This is a genomic window from Oceanicoccus sp. KOV_DT_Chl, assembly GCF_900120175.1.
Lineage (GTDB): Bacteria > Pseudomonadota > Gammaproteobacteria > Pseudomonadales > Dasaniaceae > Oceanicoccus.
Genome location: NZ_FQLF01000002.1, coordinates 1,018,232 through 1,039,202 on the forward strand (window position 1 = coordinate 1,018,232; position 20,971 = coordinate 1,039,202).

25 protein-coding genes are annotated in these 20,971 nt (G+C 44.4%); 6 read left to right on the forward strand and 19 right to left on the reverse strand.

Annotated features, from left to right (window positions below; all coding sequences use genetic code 11):
- Positions 1-56 precede the first annotated feature (56 nt).
- From UNITIG_RS08430 to UNITIG_RS08440, 3 genes are all read right to left on the reverse strand, one after another.
- On the reverse strand, positions 57-524 hold the full coding sequence (locus tag UNITIG_RS08430; protein ID WP_101757973.1) for a GNAT family N-acetyltransferase: 468 nt from the start codon (positions 522-524) through the stop codon (positions 57-59).
- A 97-nt stretch (positions 525-621) separates the two neighbouring features.
- Positions 622-2,061 (reverse strand): hypothetical protein, encoded by a 1,440-nt coding sequence (locus UNITIG_RS08435; RefSeq protein WP_101757974.1) that lies wholly within the window; start codon positions 2,059-2,061, stop codon positions 622-624.
- A gap of 220 nt (positions 2,062-2,281) precedes the next feature.
- Positions 2,282-3,181 (reverse strand): LysR family transcriptional regulator, encoded by a 900-nt coding sequence (locus UNITIG_RS08440; protein WP_200821235.1) that lies wholly within the window; start codon positions 3,179-3,181, stop codon positions 2,282-2,284.
- Positions 3,182-3,280: 99 nt separating this feature from the next.
- Between UNITIG_RS08440 and UNITIG_RS08445 the strand changes: the two genes are divergently transcribed.
- Together UNITIG_RS08445 and UNITIG_RS08450 are read left to right on the forward strand one after the other, a co-directional pair.
- Entirely contained in the window at positions 3,281-3,604 is a 324-nt protein-coding gene (locus UNITIG_RS08445) for a hypothetical protein (protein ID WP_101757976.1), read from the forward strand.
- Between the two features lie 49 nt (positions 3,605-3,653).
- Positions 3,654-4,343: a hypothetical protein gene (locus UNITIG_RS08450; protein WP_145999127.1), complete on the forward strand. Its 690-nt coding sequence runs from the start codon at positions 3,654-3,656 to the stop codon at positions 4,341-4,343.
- Positions 4,344-4,528: 185 nt separating this feature from the next.
- Here the strand turns inward: UNITIG_RS08450 and UNITIG_RS08455 are convergent, their stop codons facing one another.
- The 16 genes from UNITIG_RS08455 to UNITIG_RS08535 all read right to left on the reverse strand — a co-directional run bounded on the left by UNITIG_RS08455 (position 4,529) and on the right by UNITIG_RS08535 (position 15,578).
- Entirely contained in the window at positions 4,529-4,771 is a 243-nt protein-coding gene (locus UNITIG_RS08455) for a hypothetical protein (protein WP_101757978.1), read from the reverse strand.
- A gap of 53 nt (positions 4,772-4,824) precedes the next feature.
- Positions 4,825-5,157: a hypothetical protein gene (locus UNITIG_RS08460; RefSeq protein WP_145999128.1), complete on the reverse strand. Its 333-nt coding sequence runs from the start codon at positions 5,155-5,157 to the stop codon at positions 4,825-4,827.
- A 58-nt stretch (positions 5,158-5,215) separates the two neighbouring features.
- A complete protein-coding gene (locus UNITIG_RS08465; RefSeq protein ID WP_145999129.1) occupies positions 5,216-5,707 on the reverse strand; it encodes a hypothetical protein in 492 nt (163 codons plus the stop codon).
- An 87-nt stretch (positions 5,708-5,794) separates the two neighbouring features.
- On the reverse strand, positions 5,795-6,193 hold the full coding sequence (locus UNITIG_RS08470) for a hypothetical protein (protein ID WP_101757981.1): 399 nt from the start codon (positions 6,191-6,193) through the stop codon (positions 5,795-5,797).
- Positions 6,194-6,256: 63 nt separating this feature from the next.
- On the reverse strand, positions 6,257-6,670 hold the full coding sequence (locus tag UNITIG_RS08475) for a hypothetical protein (RefSeq protein ID WP_101757982.1): 414 nt from the start codon (positions 6,668-6,670) through the stop codon (positions 6,257-6,259).
- A 117-nt stretch (positions 6,671-6,787) separates the two neighbouring features.
- Positions 6,788-7,336 (reverse strand): hypothetical protein, encoded by a 549-nt coding sequence (locus tag UNITIG_RS08480; RefSeq protein WP_101759228.1) that lies wholly within the window; start codon positions 7,334-7,336, stop codon positions 6,788-6,790.
- A gap of 606 nt (positions 7,337-7,942) precedes the next feature.
- Complete coding sequence (locus UNITIG_RS08490) at positions 7,943-8,575, reverse strand: hypothetical protein (protein WP_101757984.1); 633 nt, start codon at positions 8,573-8,575, stop codon at positions 7,943-7,945.
- A 99-nt stretch (positions 8,576-8,674) separates the two neighbouring features.
- Positions 8,675-9,076: a hypothetical protein gene (locus UNITIG_RS08495; RefSeq protein ID WP_101757985.1), complete on the reverse strand. Its 402-nt coding sequence runs from the start codon at positions 9,074-9,076 to the stop codon at positions 8,675-8,677.
- A gap of 79 nt (positions 9,077-9,155) precedes the next feature.
- Entirely contained in the window at positions 9,156-9,812 is a 657-nt protein-coding gene (locus tag UNITIG_RS08500) for a hypothetical protein (RefSeq protein ID WP_101757986.1), read from the reverse strand.
- Between the two features lie 59 nt (positions 9,813-9,871).
- The gene (locus UNITIG_RS08505) at positions 9,872-10,348 is read right to left on the reverse strand and encodes a hypothetical protein (protein WP_145999130.1); all 477 of its coding nucleotides are present in this window, start codon (positions 10,346-10,348) and stop codon (positions 9,872-9,874) included.
- 821 nt (positions 10,349-11,169) lie between these two features.
- Entirely contained in the window at positions 11,170-11,526 is a 357-nt protein-coding gene (locus UNITIG_RS08510; RefSeq protein ID WP_101757988.1) for a hypothetical protein, read from the reverse strand.
- Entirely contained in the window at positions 11,501-11,998 is a 498-nt protein-coding gene (locus UNITIG_RS08515; RefSeq protein WP_101757989.1) for a hypothetical protein, read from the reverse strand. Before UNITIG_RS08515 ends, UNITIG_RS08510 begins: the two co-directional genes overlap by 26 nt.
- 111 nt (positions 11,999-12,109) lie before the next feature.
- Positions 12,110-12,421 carry a hypothetical protein gene (locus UNITIG_RS08520; RefSeq protein WP_101757990.1) on the reverse strand — a complete coding sequence of 104 codons (312 nt, stop codon included), beginning with the start codon at positions 12,419-12,421 and terminating at the stop codon, positions 12,110-12,112.
- Positions 12,422-12,519: 98 nt separating this feature from the next.
- Complete coding sequence (locus tag UNITIG_RS08525; protein ID WP_101757991.1) at positions 12,520-12,888, reverse strand: hypothetical protein; 369 nt, start codon at positions 12,886-12,888, stop codon at positions 12,520-12,522.
- A gap of 837 nt (positions 12,889-13,725) precedes the next feature.
- Complete coding sequence (locus UNITIG_RS08530) at positions 13,726-14,457, reverse strand: enoyl-CoA hydratase (protein ID WP_101757992.1); 732 nt, start codon at positions 14,455-14,457, stop codon at positions 13,726-13,728.
- Between the two features lie 107 nt (positions 14,458-14,564).
- Positions 14,565-15,578 (reverse strand): NADP-dependent oxidoreductase, encoded by a 1,014-nt coding sequence (locus UNITIG_RS08535; protein ID WP_101757993.1) that lies wholly within the window; start codon positions 15,576-15,578, stop codon positions 14,565-14,567.
- Positions 15,579-15,859: 281 nt separating this feature from the next.
- Here UNITIG_RS08535 and UNITIG_RS08540 point away from each other — a divergent pair, with 281 nt between their 5' ends.
- From UNITIG_RS08540 to UNITIG_RS08555, 4 genes are read left to right on the forward strand one after another with little or no spacing between them, the layout of a single operon-like run.
- A complete protein-coding gene (locus UNITIG_RS08540; protein WP_101757994.1) occupies positions 15,860-16,204 on the forward strand; it encodes a putative quinol monooxygenase in 345 nt (114 codons plus the stop codon).
- A 43-nt stretch (positions 16,205-16,247) separates the two neighbouring features.
- On the forward strand, positions 16,248-18,431 hold the full coding sequence (locus UNITIG_RS08545; RefSeq protein ID WP_101757995.1) for a molybdopterin-dependent oxidoreductase: 2,184 nt from the start codon (positions 16,248-16,250) through the stop codon (positions 18,429-18,431).
- Between the two features lie 11 nt (positions 18,432-18,442).
- Positions 18,443-19,432 (forward strand): TIGR03621 family F420-dependent LLM class oxidoreductase, encoded by a 990-nt coding sequence (locus UNITIG_RS08550; protein WP_101757996.1) that lies wholly within the window; start codon positions 18,443-18,445, stop codon positions 19,430-19,432.
- Positions 19,433-19,481: 49 nt separating this feature from the next.
- On the forward strand, positions 19,482-20,948 hold the full coding sequence (locus UNITIG_RS08555; RefSeq protein WP_101757997.1) for an NAD-dependent succinate-semialdehyde dehydrogenase: 1,467 nt from the start codon (positions 19,482-19,484) through the stop codon (positions 20,946-20,948).
- Positions 20,949-20,971: the final 23 nt, after the last annotated feature.

Genomic DNA, 20,971 nt, shown 5'->3' on the forward strand with positions numbered 1-20,971 from the left:
AGCGCAGCGAATGCACAAAAAGGAGCGTAGACCGCTGCGTCAGCTGGAGCAAATTGTTAGGAACTTGGCACGCGAAGCTCATAGCTTATATACCTTTGCCCAAACATTTTACTTTCATACACTCTTGATGCAATTTTCTTAAGAAACCTATACTCGGGGCGCGTATTAAATAAGTGTAAAACTACTTCAGTGTGGCCTAATTCGGAAGCCCAACGCATGACATCCCTAAATACACTAATACCTAAACCCCAGTATTTAGCCCCCAAAACTATAGCTAACTCATAAGAACCATTTTCAAACTGAATTCCACACCAACCCGCAACCGCACCATCTAGCTTAATACCTTTAACTCTACAACCTCTTTGTAAGTTAACCTGTACTTTACCTTTAACCCACTCCTCCAATAATACTTCATCAAATATTTCATGGGAAACTAGGTGTTCCCGAACTTTTTCCTGATTCAATATATCTATAAGCTCTAAACAGTTAATGTCTTCAAATTCTATATACTCAATATTTTTCATGGGGAATTTTTTCGTTGCCTAACGCCCGCATTTGTGGCTGGTTTGGTGCGAAGCGGAAAACCAGTCCCACAACATGCGTTTGTTAGGGCTGATATACTCAAAGGCCGATAGATAGAACATTTTTGAGCTCTTCCTTTTCAATAGGACTCAAGAAGCTAAATGTAATTTCGTTACTAATATCTTTTACAGAAGCTTCGAGCTGCGACGTCTTTGCATTTTCTTTAGCTGTTGCCAAATTCTTCTTAACTTCGGAAAAAGCGCCTATTGATTGTGGTTCAGATATTTGTCGTACCACATCGGTCTTGACCGAATGAGCCCTTGCAATGTCGTAATAAATATCAAATCCGTAAGCCTTCCTCAATTGAGTATTATTAAGTAATGCAGCAGCCTCTCTAAGCGGAGCAATCGAATCCTCTTCTAACTCATCTCTATATTTACCTGATGCGGTACGGCGTTGCTCTAAATTCAATTCTTGCCATTCACGAGATACTGTCTCGAGTGTGACCACACCCAATACATTGAGCGGTGATAAGCGCTCCAATGAATCGGTACGTGATGCCTGGCTTTGAATCCAAGCTTCTTTTAGCTTTTCTTTTGAATTTCTTAACTTTTCTGTCCATGCTGGATCTATATCCTGAGGTGGATTCTTTGACGCTTTGATCGTTACCCTAGCAAGCTGATTCGCACTCTTGCTGTCTTCTGGCGACAAATTGAACGCCTTTAGCGCTTTTTCATATGCTAACAAAAGGTAATTATTATCCCAATCGTCGGACAATCTGAAGCTAGCTGGGCGGGCTAGATTGTAGTAAAACCTCGATGATATTCGCAGAACAATTGCTTGCTGGTCCACATCAGCCGTTTTGAACGCCCGAGTCATAACAGCATCACCATCTTTGGCGACTTCTTCAAACTGTTGTTTGTCATTGTGACCAAGTTGAGAAATATCTAAATACAAGGCGGCCTTATCAATCAAAGCTTCAGTAAGATACTTTGGATCTTGAATTTCCTCAAAAAACCGGATGGACTCATTGGCCCAGTAAACTGCGTTTGTCTTTACAGAGCTATCAGCTTCAACAACCCGATACAGTCGATTAGCATAGGACAAAGCTTTGTAAGCCATTTCTACATCTAGCTTTTTTCGTTCATTTAACGAGGAATTTCTCCAGTCTTTCTCGAACTGATTTCTTGTGCTTACAAGATCCACAGGTAAAGGCGAAGTTGATGATATGGTTTTTGCTTTTCTGGCGGCTTCTGCCTCTTGAACCCAATTCGATAGTGAGCTAGTTAAATTCGTATTTGTTGGAGTTGCAGTATTGAAAACCAATGAATCTTGGCTTGTTTTAAATGCAGTGTACCCAAATAAAATACAACCTAAGAAAAACATCGCTAAAGATGTCACCTTCCACTTTTCAGATGACCTTCGAAAAAAGCCCCATGAAAGAGCTGAAAACAAAATAAGCATTAGAGCAACTACTCCAAGGCTGCTCTCGGAAGATGCTTTGATTATGTCTGGCAAATTTTCAAGAACCTCTTTCACAGTGACTCCATAATCTATTCATTGTGTGACGCCCAGACGCCTGCCTTCAGGCGACCGCTTGGAGCAAATGACCGAAGGGAAGTAGCGGAAAGTGGATCGGCTGCAAGGCATTGTTATGTGGCAATTGGCCATTTTCAATTATAACTGCAGGGGAGCCAAAAGCTGACTCTCAAAATATTAGCTTAAATGGCAATCATCAGCTAGTAACGGTCGTTCATAGTTAGTGTTGATTGTAAGAAAACTCTGTTACCAAAAAATCAAAGACCCGTCTGATTCGAAGGTTGGTTCTTAATTCGTTGTGGGTAACTAGCCATAGATCCATGGTAATTAGAGGAAGATCCGAGATATCGACACGTTCTACCAGCGGCTCGTTATCTCCAATTTCTTCTACTGTGGCAGTAATGGCCATACCTTGTTTGACCAATTCCCATTGAACATTATGGCTATTTGAAATAACGGGAAAGTTCTGCTTGGTCAGACTAAAGCCCTGTGAATTGAGCAAAGCCATCAGCCGGCCTGGTTTCTCAGTATCGATGAAGTTCGCCTTGTTCAACTCAGCGATCGACGGAGGGTTTTCCAGTTGCCGCAGATAGCTTGTCGCTGCGTAGAGATGACCTTGAACGCTGCACAGTCTTTTTGCAATCAACTCCGGCTGTGTCGGACGAACACTCCGGATCGCAATATCAGCCTCTCTTCGGTTGAGGTCCCGTTGCTCGTTAGTTGAATATATTTCGATTTCAATGCCAGGCTCCAACTCCCGTAACGACTTGATCATGGGCGGCAGCATAAACGTGGAAAGGAGTTCGGACGCGGTAATGCTAACGTCGCCCTCGAGCACATCTGATTTACCCGAGGCAGATAAAGAAAACAGGTTGGCAGCCCCGCCCATTAGTCGCACATGTTCTAATAATTTGATGCCATTGGGCGTTAGCTCAAGGCCTCGACCTCGTCTGGTAAATAGATCGAGTCCAATCTCTTTTTCCAGCGCCGCCACCTGTCTGCCTAGGGTAGGTTGCGTCATGCCCAGTGATCGAGCTGCCGCAGCTAGGGAACCTTCTTCCGCCGTTACCAAAAAAGCCCGTGCACGGTTCCAGTCGAATGTTATTGATTTCCAATCCATACAAATATGCATATCTGAATTCCAGATTTAATTATATTGCTTTTATTTATGTATTGGTAGAATTCTCGTCCAGACATCACACTCACGGGATAAATAGAGATGAAATTAACTGCCCTTGTACTATTCGTAGTAGCACTATCAGTCGGTGGATGTGCAAGCCTGATTCAAACTGTCTCTATCTCCGAAGCATATAAGCACTATGATCTTCAAGAATACGAACGTACGCTGGCGCTAATCTCCCAAGCAGAAAATGCAGAGGAAATGTCGGCTGAAACAAAAGCCGAATTGACTTACTTAAAGGCAAATACATACGAGAGGCTAGGTAAGAGCGAGATAGCTTACACCTATTACGAATACCTAGCCCGAGAGCACAGCCGTTCGCAATACGGCTACCTCGCTGCCAAGCAATTGGATGCACGTTAATCAACGCCATTCACTCAACCTCTAGTTAACTTTTACCTGAGACTCTAAATTGAAAGACATCATCGTTTGGGCAATACATGCCCCCGCAGGAACGCTTGCATTGATAACGGCAGTCATTGCCATGTGCGCTAAGAAAGGCAGTACACTTCACAGGAAAGCAGGTTCCTGTTTTACCGCATCCATGATGGTCATGCTGGTTGCAGGTATTGCAGCCGCTTACCTCAAAGATTCCATCGATGACATGATGTTAGGTGCAATAGTGTTGTATACCTTGTTTACCGCCTGGTTAGCCGCACACCATAAAAAGAATGAAACTGGTGTACTGGAAGTAGTTGCCTTGGTATGGGTTGTCGGTTTCGCCATTACTGCATTTTCTATCAGTACGGGTTGGCGCGAGGCAGATGTGCCACCCCTGGCCTATCTGATCTGGGGTGGTTTTGCGATTTTCTGCGCACTAGGGGACATCCGTAACCTTTACCAGTCAGGGCTTTCTGGTACTCAAGGCGTTATTCGGCATGTCTGGCGCATTGGTTTTTCATTCCTATGGGCAGCATTAGCATTCACCGACAAAATCGTGAAAATGATGGACGCTAATCTTAAAAGCATGCAAGAAGAGCAGCTACTATTCATCGTGGGGATACCAACTAGCCTCATGCTGATCACAATCTTATATTGGATAACCCAAATCCTGTTTTTCTCCCGCGAGAAATTTACGCGTTACGGCGAGCCAACTGGATAAATGGTAGTGTTTAAAAATTGGCCTGAAAACGTCATATGCAATTATGATTCCGGGCGTCTGCATTTAACTTGCTGGAGTTTGCTGAGTGTTTGCCAACGCCGTTAGCACGGGCCGACTGAAGCGAAGCGTAAGGAGGTCCAGCGGAACGCAGTGGAGCGAACGTGGCTAACCTTGTTAAAATTAACTTACCTGCTAAAAGCACGTTTCACCTGCCTGCCTAACCAGATGACCAAGCTGATCATTATAGATTGAAAAAACGCAATAATTGGAACGCCAATAAGAGAACCAATAATGATGGTTGTTGGCGTAGTGTTCATTGCCGCTACATCCTGAATTAGCACAACTGCAATAGCTAGAGGAATAAACAGTACACTGAGCCCTATGGTGTAGCCTGGCGAAATTACTTTTATTATTTCTGATAGTTTCATATTCAAAATTTTAACAGTGTGTTTAACAGACCCGGTGGTCCGTTAAACACTTTTTAGGCACTGGCATGAAGTTTAGCTCGAATACGTAATTGGGTTGCCTCATTCGAGTTTTCCCATTGATCATACAGACCAAACCAATACAACCTTTCATTTACAGTTAAACCGCCAACACCTTCAATGGCAGTTTTTTTGAACTTCTGAAATCTTTCATAGAACTCATTTGATTCATCGGTATCTTTAAACCAGACGTTGCCGTGCCACTTCCCAATCATGTAGGCCAAATCTTCAATATCATTATCATCATTTTTCCAATCGTTTACCCAATGGAATAACCTTTCTCTTAACTCGACTTCAGGCACAGAGGCCACTAATTCATCAAGGTTCATATTGGTGCCTAACAGTGTGTTTAACAGACCCGGTGGTCCGTTAAACACTTTTTAAGGCTTATTTCCATGCCTTGCCTATAAGTTCAGTAATTTCGGCTTGGGTTTCCTGATTTTTAAACCACCTATCATCCATTGGCAGTGTTTCAAACTGTTCTGTGGCACCGCCAAGCTTTAGTGCAAATGAAAATGGAACGATACCTTTTTTCACATTTGGGGCTGGCATAGACTCTAGAGCTTGCGCTATTTTTTCTAAATCTGTATTCGATATGGTGCCAGATAGCTGTTTGAACCACACCTTTGATTCGTTGCCTGAACGTACTGTCACTATAACCCCTAGACTAGAATATGGTTCTTTATCTATAGATTTGGCCTCTACAATGAGCCTATCTCTGGCACTTTTAATATAACCAATAAATTCTTCCTGGCTCCCTATTCGTTCTTTCATGGCGAAGTCAGGAAGATATAAATAGACTTGATCAATCACTGGTTCCGCGAGAGAAACTTTCGAAATCGATAAAAGAAATATTGGAAGTAACAATTTTAATTTCATAACACGATACATCTTTAGCCTTAACGCCTTTGGAAGGGGCAAATTGTGGCGAAGCCACGCTTTAATTTGTCCCGCTTGCCAAACTTGTTAAGAGTCTTTGCTGATAAGCTGGACAACATGTTTTAACACCTTATTCTCATGCTTCTTAGATTTTGATGACAAGAGAATACCGATTCCACTGCCAAACATAATGCCGATAATTACTGGCATCATACTGCTTTCTATATCATGTTGTGAGAAAGCTATCAGTATCTTTGTGTCTACTATTTGGAGAATAGCCTTTTCACTCTCAGTGCTTGCCATTTTATTTAAATCTTCAGACATTGAGGTGAAATCATCAATTTTGGCGAAACTATAAATAAATATGCACGCGTAAATTAAACTAAATGCCAATAAGAAGTACGCAGCCTTACGCTGTGAAGATAAGCTCTTCTCCCTTTTCTCTATTAGTTCTAGAGCTTGATCTATCGTTTTATCACTTTCCATGATGGACTCTTAACAGTGTGTTTAACAGACCCGGTGGTCCGTTAAACACTTTTTATATTTATTTTATGTACCTATAATATTTCTGGCGATCAGCGCCATCTCTTCTTCTGTAAATGTATGCCCACATTTTCTACACCTTTGGTCTCCTTTTTCAATGATCCCTTTACGCTTGCAATTTTGACAGGTCGCTGTGTGCGCTGCGATTAAAAAATATAAACTGGGCACTATAATAAAACCTGCTGCAATCCCGAATACAGCCCCCCAAATTATTAGCCCTAAACCATCTCCTTCGCTGCAACCATTATGACAAAATAATATGTTCGGTACCCAGATACCAAATCCAAGCTGCATAGGCGGTGTAACAAGTGGAATAAACCACCACTTACGCTTCGGATTTCCTGTTTGAAACTCCAGGATAACCCAAATAATTGCATATACTTCTACTAAAAAAAGTAGAGGTATTAATAGAAAAGTCATGATTCTGATGAACTACCTTTGGAAATATAACGCCGGCAACACCGGACCCTAAAAGTTTGGTGGAGCAACGCGGAACCACACTTTTTGGGGTCCGCGTGCTTGCCTTTGTTAAAGGTTTTACAACCTAGCTTCAATTTTCTCAATCAGATATTTGGCCTCAGCTTCATCGAGATTAACAGCAAACTTGTGAGTACTATGACCATAATCAAATGCAATAGTACCACCACTGATACCCCAAAACTCCATCCCGCCTCTAGAACTCCACATGCTATGCTGGGACGGTTGAACCCTGATATCTTTGACATGCGCTAAGTCAAACTCTTTAGATCTTTTAATATTCCCGACAACCTTTTTCAGAGCTAACTCATGAAAATTGACTTCAACTACTTCCTTACCAAACACATTCCAAGCCCAAGCATATATGGCGAATGCACCACCTACAGTCCAACCACCCAGCCAAGCAATTAAAAATAGCGTGGGTGCTTCTCCCTCTTTAGGCATCAAAAGAATTGTTAGCACAGAAATTTCACCAAATAACCAACCAACTAGCCAAAAGCCCAAAAAAAGTATTAAGAACCAATTCTTCTTTGCCGGTATTTCTATTCTTAGACCATTGTGAGTATTACTAACAATAGATCTACTTTCACTTACATCTACTTTAGCCATAAACATCGATTACCTTTAACGCTTTTAGCAGGGGCGCGACGTCAGGAGCGTCCCTTGCCTAAACTTGTTAAGGCATTTGCGAACAAACGCCACCAGAATTTGGGTTTAGAGCCAATGCAAACTTGATACGAATACAGCCTATCTCGAATCAAACAAGAACCATCCAAGATTGGCATAAAAGGTACATTCAACCTTTTTACCGCATCCCATTGGTGGGCGAACTCGGTTTTGCAAATCGGACACTTAGGGTTTGCACCAGGAACAAACCTACCCCCGCAAGGGCAATTTGGAAGAGTTGCAGCTATTCGATCCAAGAGTTCTTGGTTGATTTCATTTTCATACAGTAATGCATGATCTTGCTCTCTATGGATTACATTCGAGCAAGTATCACAGAAAAAATGCGGGCAACTGTCGCTCATGCCGCTCGATTGCCAAGCAGGAGTTTCCTTCCCACACTTAGGGTTTGGGCATTTCATTCTTCCTACCCATGGTGCATTCGCTTCGTAATGTACGATCTTCATGTAGCCTTAACGCTGAGGTAATGGGCAACTTTGCTGCAAAGCAGCGCTTAAAGTTGTCCAGCCGAAGGCGCCATTGACCGTTTTGTTAAGTTGCTTTCTTGGCACCAAATTTAATTCCCACCGCAATTAAAGGGATTATAAGCCCTAGAATAACTAATATGGGCTCATAGTTGCCAGTTGGTTCTTTGTACCACATGCCAGCGATGAACATAGATATTAACAACAATACTGCTTCAATACCCCACAAGAATTTCGTGAAAGGTGGCATGTGATTATTTAATTTTAATTGTAGAACAGCAGCGTTCAATGAATTTTTGAATTTTGCCAATTCTGCTTCCATGTTTGCTTCAACGTCAGGTAGCAGGCGTTCATAAAGCTTCGGGTTTCTAGCGTGCTCAGTACTTTTTTGGAAGTAAATTAGGGATTCTGTTTTAAATGATTCCTGAGCTGATTTTGCCAAAGCCTGCACCTCATGCTCTAACTGGGGATGAAATTCTGGCTTGAGTGATTGAAGATGATCAATTGTCACTTGGTATAAATCGGCATTCCCTTGGGCGATATAATCCATAGTTTTCTTGATGGTGTCGCCAGACCCGAGCCTACCTTTTGCCGAGTGCAAGGCCAGCATGGCTTTGAATTTATTTTCCAATTCATCAATTTTATCCAGAGTTGCAAGTCTGAGTTTTTCTACATAGTTTTCTTTTATCTCAGGGTGCATTATTGCTCCAGTTTTGAAACTTAACGCCAAGGTAATGGGCAGCTTTGTGGCGAAGCCACGCTTAAAGCTGTCCAGCCGCAGGCGCCATTGACCGTTTTGTTATGCATTTTCACTGAATCTGCTATTGATAGAAGTGAAGTACATAAGAATGATTGTGGCCCCGTCAGCAAGATTTGTAATGTACGACAAAACTCCATCCATCGGGGTGAATACTTCGACGCCTTGTATGCCTGTAAAGATAACGGAGAGCAGCGTTAACCCTAAAAATATTGGCCTGGCCCAAGCCTTGAAATAGATTAAGCCATATAGAGTTACTGTATACGCCAGCAAGAATACGTAAGCTATACCTTCATTTAACTCCAGCATGGCTCCGAAGCCAGTCCATGAAAGAGCGTCAAACATTTCTTGATCGTATAAATATACGTCTAAATATGGAACAAAAAAGAATGCCACATAAATAAGGTAGGAAAGCAAAACAATATTTTTATATAGATTGACCATGTTTACCTATGCATAACGCCGCCATAATTTGCTGACTGAAGCGCAGCGTAAGGCAGTCAAATTGATGGCTTTGTTACACCTATTCACTGAGTTCAACGCGATAGTCTATAAATAGAGTAACCTGCTTGTCATTTTTTTGCCTAACTATAACTGGATTTTCTAAACCTGAAATTGATACCTTATAACCTTCACCTAAAGCCGCTTTAGTGTTTGTAATTTCTTCTTTAACGAGGGTAAGTAATTGGTTGCGATATTTATTTGGTGAACTTATTGCAAGAGTGGTATTGCCAAGCCTGAGCGAGGTATCTTCTGGTTTCTTGATGCGACCAATAAAACTGTATATTTCTTGTGTAGCAGCATAAACACCCTTACCACTGTCAAGTTTAGCAAGTATGTAAAAGCTAGAGCCAGAACTTCTGCCATATGACTTTGAAATAGAAAAAGATGATTTTTCACTTGGTGAGAGCGAGATCGCCCCTTGCTGGAATTCAATATTAGTGTTTGTGGCAGCTGCACCACTTATTGATGATTGAAGCTTGCTTATAAGTTTTGCTCTTTCAGATGGATATTTGGCATCACTGGATAAAGTTACTGACATTGCTACGTATTCAGCATCAACATCAACAAAACTATTTACCGGAGTATTCCCTGTCCCGTATGCAATAACTATTGCCGAAAATCCTGCATGAGCATTAATTGATAAAAGTAACAATGTAACCGTAACTAAATTTTTCATCCGATCTCCATAGGGGGTGTAACGCCTAAAGCAGCTGCGCATTTATGCGTCGGCTGCCTTTACTTGTTATGAGTGACTTTGGCACGGACATATTGATACCACTTGTCACTTGGTGATTTTATAATTTCAGCGGAATGAAAGTGGCCAGGTGACTCTTTAAATATAAGATAGTTTTCACCTAGAACAAACGTAAATTGCAGGGTGCATGCACCGCCGTAGTATGGCGACCTTGCTACCTGCTCGTCCCCTTCCTTCCAGAAATCTGGATTTTCATGGGCATCGAAGTCATTAGAAGCGTGTTGATCCTTTGACCTAAATCCACGCCACTGAAACTCGGTTGCATCTTGCCCTTTCAAAACTTCAAGCACCTTGAATTTAAACCTATGATCTTCAGACACTGGAGTTGCAAGATATATAGTGTCGGTTCTCTCGATCAATTCGTCGTGCGTCCAGTAAGAACCTTGCGCCGGAATGGAGCACGAAAATGCATTACCACAAAGGACAAAGAGAAATACTGTAGCTACATGCTTCCACATACTCTTACTCATAACGCTGAGTGCTGGGGCGGCTGGAACGCAGTGTAAGCCGTCCCGGCACGAAGTGCCCTTGCAGCCACGACTTGTTAAAGGGCACGAACTTGATGCTAACACTACACTTGCTAATGGAAATACCCTTATACATTGAGAACCCTATAACCCGCTTACTGCGATAGTTTAAGTTATTGGAGCCAACTTCTTGCGAACCTGCCTGTTAACACTGCAAAGCCTTGCGATACCAATTAAGAACATAGAATAATTTAAGCAACAGGCTGGCACCTCTTTAAAACCATAAACCCGATATTTGCCAAAATAGAATCCGCCCTTTAACGCTTTTGTAACGGGCCGCGTTGCTGCGAAGCAGCGCTTTTAGCGGTCCAGCACGAAGTGCGTTCGTTGACAAACTTGTTATAAGGCATTTACCTTGCCTCACTCTTTACTAACGAAGAATGGTATTCCGCTATTTCTGTGACTCTATTCATTAGCTCGGAATCCCATTCCACACTATCAGATGCAAACCTTGTGAGAGACTTTACGCTATTACTCACATCTGATGCGTTTTCGGACGAATGTGAATTGCTTGAAAGCTTACGAAGATGGTTTAGGCAATAATCTTCAACAGAACCTTTCGCATAATCTGAATTAGCGATTTCTTCGCAGTGCTTATCAATTAGATCTACTAAATCTGTGAAGTTTGCCAACTATACAATCCCTATGCCTTATAACGCCTTTGTAACGGGCCGCGTTGTGGCGAAGCCACGCTTTTAGCGGTCCAGCACGAAGTGCGTTCGTTGACAAACTTGTTATGTTTTAAATGCATATTATTGAAGATCACTATTTTCTTGATTCAAATACTTATTTTTATAAAAAGTTGCTAATAGCAAAATTGCAGCTGTATTACCCAACAATACAAAAGCTAGAGGGAGTATATATTTGTACTCACCGATGATGATTGAGCCAACAATCGAACATGCAAGTAGCGGCCATAGAATAATAAGCCCCCCCGAATTGGCTGCCTCTGCATAATTTCCCTTATGCGATAGAAGCATCTCTTTCAAAACATGCCTTATTTTCATGATATATAAATGGACTCGCAAGGAAACATAACGCTTTAAGCAGCGGGCGAAGTGCGCAGCACTTGGTCCGCTGGCTTTACTTGTTAAGCGCTTCTTGTTCATTAATATATGCCTCAAGTTCTTGGTAAGCAGTTTCAGCTAATTTTGCTTTCTTTTCACTATATTCTGAAACTCTGTTCCTAACTATATCTGACATTCTCTCAGCAATTTGCTGTTGCTTGCCTATTAATTTTTTAAATGAAGAACTTTTTACAAGCGAAAGATACTCGGTTAATTCTGATGCGGTGTATATTTCTTTGTATGCTTTTACCAGCTCTGGTCGGAAAGACTCCCAGCTCAAATATTGGCCGTCTAGTTTCTGTGAGTCCTTGGCCAGCTTAATCATTAATTGCGAATGAAAACTTCCATCATTTTCTTGAACTGAAGGTGTAGCCGTAGCAATTGGTACTGCGGCAATAGTAATCTCATATTCCTTTTGCAACTGAAGTTGGTCAATTATCGCTGCAATAGTCTTATCATCTGCACTCACATTAGATGACAGTAATAAGGCGATTAATATTGTTAGGTACTTCATGACTCTCCTGACGCTTAACGCCTCAAACACCGGCTTGGTGAAGTTGGCGACTTTTTTGGAACAAAAAAGGTGACAGCTTTACCAAGTCCGAGTGCTTTGACTTGTTAGCAGTTACGTCCAAAGCGCCCACCTTACTTCAATAAGTTTATGAAGCATACGATCATCTTCTTCGTATTGCTGCTCATTTAAACCGTCTAGGTCTTCTACTTCCAACCTTCTACACCACCAAGAATAAAGCTCTTCGAGCTCAACTTTAACTTTTCTATGCTTCTCATCAGCATTCCAGTCTGTGTGGCCTGTAAATAGGTTCTCTTTTTCCACGCAGTCCTTCAACAACTGAAAACAAGCATGTAATAACACGCTATCTTTATCTCGCCACCCATCATCAAGACTCTCAATTTTCAATAAATTGCTTGGCTGCATTCGACACTCTTTATACTGCTAACGCCTAGTGAATGGGCAGCATTGTGGCGAAGCCACGCTTAATGCTGTCCAGCCGCAGGCGATCATTGCACGTTTTGTTATGGTGCGACACTTTGTGCCCCACGTGAACCCCGAAAAATAACCCATAGTAAGCTGCCGCTAAAAATTAGTAAGCCTGTATGTAAACCATGCATGGACAGATACCAAATAAGGATATTTTCTTTGATATGTGGCACCGGATAGCCAAGAGCCACAGAGGTAACACCATCAGAGTATCGATGAAGCAAATTAGTAACACAGGCTAAAACTGCACCCAAAAGAGCGAAATACGAAACAGCAGACTTTTCTCTAACTACTAGCAATATGGCAATGACCATAAATACGACAGGATAAATAGCCCAGCCGACCTTGCTTATTAGGTCAGCCGCCCACCATATTATTGATCCAGAATATACGTGCTCTTCCATAATCTACGTACTCGCTTTAGCACCATAACGCTGAGTGAATGGGCCGCGTTGCTGTGAAACAGCGCTTTTAGCGGTCCAGCACGAAGTGCGATCATTGCACGTATTGTTATATGGTTTCACTCATTACTCTCTAAATGTGCCACTTTGACGAATAGAAAGAACATGACAGCTAAGCTAAATATGAAACCTATTGCCACCGAAATGCTAAGGCTATAGCTTGACAGAAAAAGTACTATTAGCCAAAGCGCCAGGACAAATACAACTTGAAGAATAAAGTAGCGAGATGCAGTGGTGCTAGCCTTCAATCTTGTTCCGCAGGCAGGACAGTCTCGATGCCCCAGCCACATTTTCAGTATGGCAGTGTGGCTAAATTCTGAGTGAGAACATTTAGGACACTTCATTCTCTATTTCCATATAACGCTTATTATATCGACCAGTCGGTATATGTATATTTATACAGACCAGTCGGTATAAGTTGTAAAAAGGGGGGGAATTGCTGACCAGTCGGTATAAGTAATTCCATCGGCACTATCATTTCATCCCTAAGCTTTTGATTTTTATTGTGAAAGCATAATACCTGCAATCTTGAATAATTCAACCGACGCGTCCTAGTTAAGTAGCCTATATTTGCTTATATAGGAATGGTCGGTATAAGTTGCTGATTTTCTATCAAGGAAGCATTCCAAGGTGTTGATTGTATTAGAAAAAATAAACTGAGCACTTATAATCCGACTTATAGGGAAAGGGTCTGCTTTTTCTGATTTTTACTTATACTGTATAAACACACAAAAATTTCAAAGAGATCACACCCAGTCCAATTAAAACCGGATGATGCGTTTATTTTTGCGAATCGATATAACTTCTGAAAACCTGCACGCTGGCTGTTTGTTCCATTAACAAACCTTCCTCGATAGACGATTGCCAGCCGACATCGATCAAGGTTTTTATCGCGCGTTGCGCACCACTATCGCAAGCGGCCATATCTATTGCCAGTGCCTTCGCTTCCTCCATCAGTTCTGCCGCCGGCACCATGCGATTAATTAATCCCCACTCATAAGCCTGTTTAGCATCAATTTTTCTGCCAGAGAGACTCATTTCCTTCGCTCTTAATGGGCCAATAATTCTTGGTAATCGCTGGGTGATTCCCCATGCAGGAACGATACCCACTCGGGCATGGGTATCAGCAAAAATAGCATCGGTGGAAGCCAACACCACATCACAACGCAATGCCAACTCCAATCCACCGGTTACGGCAAAACCATTGACTGCGGCAATCACCGGACAATCCATATCGGATAATACATCCAGTAATTCGCGGCCAATAAATCCATACTGGGCCACTTCATCGCCGGCATTTTTCAATTCAGTCATATCAAGGCCGGCACAGAAAGCTCGCCCCGCACCGGTAAGGATAACAACTCGCACCTCCCGATTCGTTTTTAATTTTAACAAGGCTCCAACCAACTGGTCACGCATCGCAGCATTTAATGCATTTAGCGTTTCAGGGCGATTTAACGTAATAATCGCCACCTGCTGATCTATCTCTACCTGTACTAATGAATCGCCCACAGTTAATTCCTGATTATTTTTATAACGCCTTTAAAAGGCGAGCTGTTAGCTATTGTGAACTTGAAATATCCCAGCATGTCAGCGCTGGCAATACACCACTCATGACTTTATTCGGGTATACGAATGATTAATTTTCCCTGATTGCTGCCGTCAAATAATTTTAAGAAGCCAGGTAAAACATTATCCAGGTCGTCAATGATTTCTTCTTTAAATTGCAGTTTGCCTGCCATTAGCCATTCCGCCAATTGACCAACACCTTCACCAAAACGCTCAACGTAATCCAGTACCACAAAACCCTGGATGGTGGCGCTTTCAGCCACTAACTGCCAAAGGTTTTTGGGGCCAGGGGCATCAGCATCGTTATAGGTTGAAATCCAACCGCAAACCGCGACCCGGGAAAACCGATTCAGACACATCAAGGCCGCATCCAGAATATCGCCGCCGACATTATCAAAGTACACATCAACACCATTCGGACAAGCCGCTTTTATTGCCGCCTCATAATCGCCACAGGTTTTGTAATTGATGGCGGCATCAAAACCCAGTTCATCAGTTATCCAACGACACTTCTCTTCTGACCCAGCCATGCCGACAACATGACAACCTTGCATCTTGGCAATTTGACCAACAATTGAGCCTACCGCACCCGCAGCAGCACTGACCAAAACAGTTTCCCCGGCTTTTGGCTTACCGACATCCATTAATCCAAATAGCGCCGTTAAGCCGGTTGGGCCCAGCACACTGAGAAAATTACTCAGCGGAATACCACTATTTTCATCCAGTTTATTCATTCCCGCCGCCGGTGCTGTGGTATAGCGCTCCCATGCACCCAACGACATGACTACATCCCCCTCGGCAACCAGATCACTATTGGACTTAACCACCCGGCCAATCACCGAGCTACGAATAGGATCATTGATAGCAATGGGATCAATATAGTTATTTACATCACTCATCCAGCCGCGAATAGCCGGATCCAGTGAGATATACATATTGCGGATAATCGCTTCACCTGCCGCCGGCTTAGCCACGGGCACATCGCGAAACGGCACATCCTCCGGCGTCGGCACAGACGCTGGGCGCTTAGCTAAATAATACTGACGATTAATTAATTCACTCATAGACCACACTGCCTTCAATTCATAATTTGTAACGCATCACCAAAGGTGATATCAACGGGCTCTATAGCCTAAGTACAACCGTTATGGTCTGGCCTTATCACAACCAACCACACTACTGCAGTTGACCGCCAGTTTAGCGCAAAGCACTTCTTGCTATCATGGGTGCAAACATAACGGCTAACAAAAAATCAGTCAACCCTGATTGTTTTTTTATCGATAATTTGATAACTTTTACCTATCACTACAATAAGCCCAAAAACCACCCCTAGCAGGAATGTGTTATGACCGTACTAGTCGCAGGAACCGTTGAAGTTAAAGCCGAAGATCGCGCCAAGGCACTGGCTGATGCCACTGCACTGATGGCCGAAACCCGCTCTCAAAAAGGCTGTCAGCATTATGTATGGTCTGCTGACCCAACCTCTGATACCCGCATTTATGTGTATGAAAACTGGGACTCCTCTGAAGACTTATCTGCCCACTTAGCGGGCCCCTTTTATGCCAAAATGCTGGGCGTACTGGGTAGCTATGATGTGTCCAATGTTGAAGTCTCAAAATTCAAAATTGCGCTTGAGGAACCAGTATACGATCCAGAGGGTAAACCCCGTGGCGATTTTTTTACTGGATAATAAGCTCTAGTTCTGCACTTTACTCACAACCCAGGTTACCCCGATGGCTGACAATAAGACTGAAAAGCACATTAAGACCTATTGCCGCTTTTGCCATGCAAACTGCCCGATGGAAATTGCGGTGGCAGACAATAAAATAGTATCGCTGCGGCCTGATACTGACAATGAAGTTTTCGGCGGCTATACCTGCCTTAAAGGCCGGCAAATGCCAGAGCAGCACAACTTGCCTGAACGCATCCTGACTTCATTAAAGAAAAACGCCGACGGCAGCCGCACGGCCATCAGTAGTAGTCAGGCGCTGGATGAAATCGCCGACCAACTTAAAACCATCAAAGAGAAGTACGGCCCTCGCGCTATCGCCAGCTATAACGGCACGGTTTCTTTTCAAAACTCGGCCACTCACCCGGTGGCTAAAGCCTGGCATGTGGCTCTGGACTCACCGTCTTATTACACCAGCATCACCATCGACCAACCCGCCAAAGTCGGTATCGGGCAAGCCCGCATGGGGTTTTGGCTGGGCGGCCAACATACCTGGCGCGACTCCAATGTAGCGCTGATTATTGGCAATAACACGCTGGTGTCACACTTTTCTATTCCTGGTGGAATCCCGTCTTTTAGCCCCAGTAACGCCTTGCGGGAAGGCAAAAAGCGCGGCATGAAAATTATCTGCGTAGACCCGCGTAAATCCGAAGTGGCCTCTCGATCCGACTTGCACTTACAAATCAAACCGGGGCAGGATGCGGTATTACTGGCAGGACTGATTCATATTATTCTGGCTGAAAACCTGCACGATGCGGAATTCTGCGCCGAAAACATCGACAACCTCGATATTTTTAAAGCTAGCCTTGAACGCTTTACCCCTGATTATGTCGCCGCACGTACAGAGCTGGATAAAGACGACATTATCACCGCCGCACGCATGTTTGCCGCCGGTCCGAAAGGGTGTGCCACTACTGGTACCGGTCCCGAAATGGGCCCCTACCCCAACCTCATTCAACACCTGACCCAAACCATCAATGCAATTTGTGGTCGCCATTACCGTGCCGGTGAAAAGCTACCCAACCCCGGAGTACTATCGCCAGCGTTTCCACGTCTCGCACAAGCAGTGCCGCCACAACCAGAATGGCTGACCGGAGTCCGCAGCCGAGTCTCTGATGATATTGGTGAAGTCACCGTACTAACCGCCAACGGCCCGATTAAAGAAATGCCCACCGCTATCTGTGCCGATGAAATTTTAATGCCTGGCGATGGCCAGATTAAGGCCTTGATCGTAGTCGGCGGCAATCCCTTGTTGGCATGGCCAGGCCAGGAAAAAGCCTTCAAGGCGCTAAATAATCTGGATCTACTGGTTTGCATCGATTACAAACTGTCAGCGACCGCAGAAATGGCGGATTATGTGATTGGCTCCAAACTCTGTCTTGAACGCGACGACCTCACCGTACTAACAGACATTTGGTATGAAAAACCCTATAGCCATTACGCCAAAGCGGTCGTTGAAGCCGAGGGCGACGTGATTGAAGAATGGGAATTATTTTGGGAATTAGGTAAACGTTTGGGGCTGGACCTTAGCATCCGCGACCAGCCGGTCGACATGGTGAATAAACCAAGCAAATACGAAATATTAGAAAAAATGACAGTGGGTTCACGGGTACCTCTGGCCGATATTTACAACCGCGATGGCGGCCATGTCTTTGACGTGCCCGACGTAATGATCGAACCCGCCGACCCTGCCACCAAAGGCATGCTGGATTTATTCCCGGACGGGCTTGCCGAAGAACTGAGCGGCGCTGCCACCGATGCCGACAGCAGCTTGCAAGCCAAAGGCGAATACCCCTTCCTGCTAATCAGTCGCCGCATGAAAAACGTTTTCAATTCTACCGGGCCGGAGCTGACCTTCCTCGCATCAAAAACCACCACCAACCCGGCGTTTATCAACCCCGAAGATTTGGCGGCACTACAGATTGAAGACGGTGAGCTGATCTCGATCAGCTCGAATCGCGGCCAAATCCCGGCAGTCGCGCAAAGCAGCCCCGACATTAAACGCGGCGTAGTTTCCATGGCTCACTGCTGGGGGCCAGCACCGGATGGTTCCGGTGACGAGCGCGTTCGCGAGATCGGCGCCAACACTAACCGACTGATTCATAATTTGGATCACTCGGAAAAATACTCGGGCATGGCGCGCCAAAGCGCGATTGCTATCCGCATACACAAATCCACTGCCGCCTAAGGTTAAGCGATATGAGCACTAAAAAACCGTTTCGTTTTTCACTGCAAAGTTTTAATACTGACTCGCCGAAAAACTGGCGCAATTTAATCGCCAAAACCGAAAGCCTGGGTTACTCCACCTTTCATTTGGCCGATCACTTTTTAAGTTCTGGCCCGGCTTTAGACAGCACTTACCACCCACCGCAAATGCTGGCCGCGATGCCGACTATTGCCATGGCGCTAGAGCAAACCACCACTTTACGGGTCGGCTGCCGGGTATTTTGTAATGATTACCGCCACCCGATTATGCTGGCCAAAGAAGCGGCCACGCTGGATTATTTATCCGAAGGCCGGTTTGAATTTGGCATAGGTGCAGGCTGGATTAAAAATGAATACGATGCCGTCAATCTTGAATTTGACGAATTTCCCGAGCGCTTTAATCGCTTTGCTGAAACTATTCACGCCTACAAAGCCTTTATGACTGGTGAGCCATTAAACATTGATGGCGAGACACTAAAATGGTCAGGTTTTCACGGCACCCCCACCCCGGCACAGCAACCCTACCCACCGATTATGATTGGCGGCGGCAGCAAAAAGATTTTAACCTTTGCCGGCGAGCAGGCGGATATCGTCAGCCTAAACTTTAATAACCGTGCCGGCATGCTAGGCCCGGATGGAATGAACTCGGGGCTGGCCGCCGCCACCGCCAAAAAAATTGATTGGATTCGCAATGGTGCCGGTGATCGCTTTAACAATATAGAGCTTGAGATCGGTGCCTATAACACTATAGTAACCGACCATCCGTTGCCTACCGCCACCGCCATAGGTGAAGCATTAGGCCTGTCAGCTGAAGACATCCTGACCCACCCGCACTGTTTAATTGGCAGCATCGATTTTATTTGTGAGGAACTGGAACGGCGTCGGGAGGCTTACGGTATTTCTTATGTGGCGGTACTGGATGACGGCCAAAATAATATGGTAGACATGTTTGCACCGGTGGTAGCCAGACTTGCGGGTAAATAATCGCTGGTGCAATATTCTTTTTTTTCGTTTTAATACTTTGAGGTAACCCATGCTAACGCTTTCTGATCCATCCCTTTTACGTTCACAACTTTATATTAACGGTGAATGGGTAAATGCTGATAGCGGCGCTACCATGCCGGTATCAAACCCCGCCACCAAAGCCAACATTATCGACATCCCCAATGCGGGTGCTGCAGAAACCCGCCGCGCCATTGAAGCGGCTGACGTGGCCTTTCAAAGCTGGCGCAATGTCGTTGCCAAAGAGCGTTCCGCTATTTTAAAGCGCTGGTTTCAATTAATTATGGCCAACCAGGAAGACCTGGCCAAAATCATGACTGCAGAACAAGGTAAACCGTTAGCTGAATCCCGCGGCGAAGTTGCCTACGGTGCCGCCTTTGTTGAATGGTTTGCCGAAGAAGGTCGTCGCATCAACGGTGACACCATTGCTGCCAACAACCCGAACCATCGCATCGTGACATTGAAGCAACCTGTCGGCGTGGTCGCAGCGATTACCCCATGGAATTTTCCAATCGCAATGATTACCCGCAAAGTGGCACCAGCTTTAGCTGCAGGTTGCACGATTGTATTAAAACCTGCCACAGAAACACCGCTGTGTGCTTTGGCATTAGCCAAACTCGGTGAAGATGCCGGGATTCCTGCTGGCGTTTTCAGCGTTGTCGCCGGCAATAAAGCCCGCGATATCGGCGGTGAAATGACCAGCAGTAAAATCGTTCGCAAACTAACATTTACTGGCTCTACTGAAATCGGCAAAGTGTTGATGGAGCAATGTGCTGGCACCGTTAAGAAAACCTCAATGGAACTAGGCGGCAACGCACCCTTTATTGTGTTTGATGATGCTGACCTCGATGAAGCAGTGATCGGTGCCATGGCATCCAAATATCGCAACGCCGGCCAAACCTGTGTTTGCGCCAACCGTATTTTGGTGCAGGAGTCAGTCTACGAGGCCTTCACAGAAAAATTTGTCGCCGCAGTCAAAGCGTTAAAAGTAGGCAACGGTGCTGATGACGGCGTAACCATTGGACCATTAATTAATGATGACGCTTTCTCCAAAGTTAGCGCCATTGTTAAGCAAGCTGTAGACAACGGCGCCAAAGTTTTAATTGGTGGCAACGGCTCTGAAAAAGACGGTGAAAACTTTTACTACCCCACCGTATTAACTGATGTCGATAACACCATGGACGTTTACAACGAAGAAATTTTTGGACCGGTCGCACCAATCTTTAAATTCAAAACCGAAGAAGAAGCCATTCGCATTGGTAACGACACGCCGTTTGGTTTGTCTGCGTATTTTTATGCCCGTGACATTGGCCGTATCTGGCGCGTTAGTGAAGGTTTGGACTACGGTATCGTCGGCATAAACGAAGGGGTTATCTCAACTGAAGTAGCACCTTTTGGCGGCGTTAAAGAATCCGGCATCGGTCGTGAAGGCTCTAAATACGGTATCGATGATTATCTGGAAATTAAATATTTGTGTATGGGTGGGGTTAACAAGTAACTAGCCTGGATACATTAAGCTAC

What these genes read in the sequence shown, in the direction of transcription:
- UNITIG_RS08490 (WP_101757984.1), bottom strand. Translation starts at nt 8,575, where the DNA reads ATGCACCCTGAGATAAAAGAAAACTATGTAGAAAAACTCAGACTTGCA.
- UNITIG_RS08455 (WP_101757978.1), bottom strand. Translation starts at nt 4,771, where the DNA reads ATGAAACTATCAGAAATAATAAAAGTAATTTCGCCAGGCTACACCATA.
- UNITIG_RS08505 (WP_145999130.1), bottom strand. Translation starts at nt 10,348, where the DNA reads ATGTGGAAGCATGTAGCTACAGTATTTCTCTTTGTCCTTTGTGGTAAT.
- UNITIG_RS08510 (WP_101757988.1), bottom strand. Translation starts at nt 11,526, where the DNA reads ATGAACAAGAAGCGCTTAACAAGTAAAGCCAGCGGACCAAGTGCTGCG.
- UNITIG_RS08460 (WP_145999128.1), bottom strand. Translation starts at nt 5,157, where the DNA reads ATGAACCTTGATGAATTAGTGGCCTCTGTGCCTGAAGTCGAGTTAAGA.
- UNITIG_RS08445 (WP_101757976.1), top strand. Translation starts at nt 3,281, where the DNA reads ATGAAATTAACTGCCCTTGTACTATTCGTAGTAGCACTATCAGTCGGT.
- UNITIG_RS08495 (WP_101757985.1), bottom strand. Translation starts at nt 9,076, where the DNA reads ATGGTCAATCTATATAAAAATATTGTTTTGCTTTCCTACCTTATTTAT.
- UNITIG_RS08430 (WP_101757973.1), bottom strand. Translation starts at nt 524, where the DNA reads ATGAAAAATATTGAGTATATAGAATTTGAAGACATTAACTGTTTAGAG.
- UNITIG_RS08480 (WP_101759228.1), bottom strand. Translation starts at nt 7,336, where the DNA reads ATGGCTAAAGTAGATGTAAGTGAAAGTAGATCTATTGTTAGTAATACT.
- UNITIG_RS08465 (WP_145999129.1), bottom strand. Translation starts at nt 5,707, where the DNA reads ATGAAATTAAAATTGTTACTTCCAATATTTCTTTTATCGATTTCGAAA.
- UNITIG_RS08500 (WP_101757986.1), bottom strand. Translation starts at nt 9,812, where the DNA reads ATGAAAAATTTAGTTACGGTTACATTGTTACTTTTATCAATTAATGCT.
- UNITIG_RS08525 (WP_101757991.1), bottom strand. Translation starts at nt 12,888, where the DNA reads ATGGAAGAGCACGTATATTCTGGATCAATAATATGGTGGGCGGCTGAC.
- UNITIG_RS08520 (WP_101757990.1), bottom strand. Translation starts at nt 12,421, where the DNA reads ATGCAGCCAAGCAATTTATTGAAAATTGAGAGTCTTGATGATGGGTGG.
- UNITIG_RS08545 (WP_101757995.1), top strand. Translation starts at nt 16,248, where the DNA reads ATGGCTGACAATAAGACTGAAAAGCACATTAAGACCTATTGCCGCTTT.
- UNITIG_RS08540 (WP_101757994.1), top strand. Translation starts at nt 15,860, where the DNA reads ATGACCGTACTAGTCGCAGGAACCGTTGAAGTTAAAGCCGAAGATCGC.
- UNITIG_RS08550 (WP_101757996.1), top strand. Translation starts at nt 18,443, where the DNA reads ATGAGCACTAAAAAACCGTTTCGTTTTTCACTGCAAAGTTTTAATACT.
- UNITIG_RS08555 (WP_101757997.1), top strand. Translation starts at nt 19,482, where the DNA reads ATGCTAACGCTTTCTGATCCATCCCTTTTACGTTCACAACTTTATATT.
- UNITIG_RS08440 (WP_200821235.1), bottom strand. Translation starts at nt 3,181, where the DNA reads ATGGATTGGAAATCAATAACATTCGACTGGAACCGTGCACGGGCTTTT.
- UNITIG_RS08535 (WP_101757993.1), bottom strand. Translation starts at nt 15,578, where the DNA reads ATGAGTGAATTAATTAATCGTCAGTATTATTTAGCTAAGCGCCCAGCG.
- UNITIG_RS08470 (WP_101757981.1), bottom strand. Translation starts at nt 6,193, where the DNA reads ATGGAAAGTGATAAAACGATAGATCAAGCTCTAGAACTAATAGAGAAA.
- UNITIG_RS08515 (WP_101757989.1), bottom strand. Translation starts at nt 11,998, where the DNA reads ATGAAGTACCTAACAATATTAATCGCCTTATTACTGTCATCTAATGTG.
- UNITIG_RS08475 (WP_101757982.1), bottom strand. Translation starts at nt 6,670, where the DNA reads ATGACTTTTCTATTAATACCTCTACTTTTTTTAGTAGAAGTATATGCA.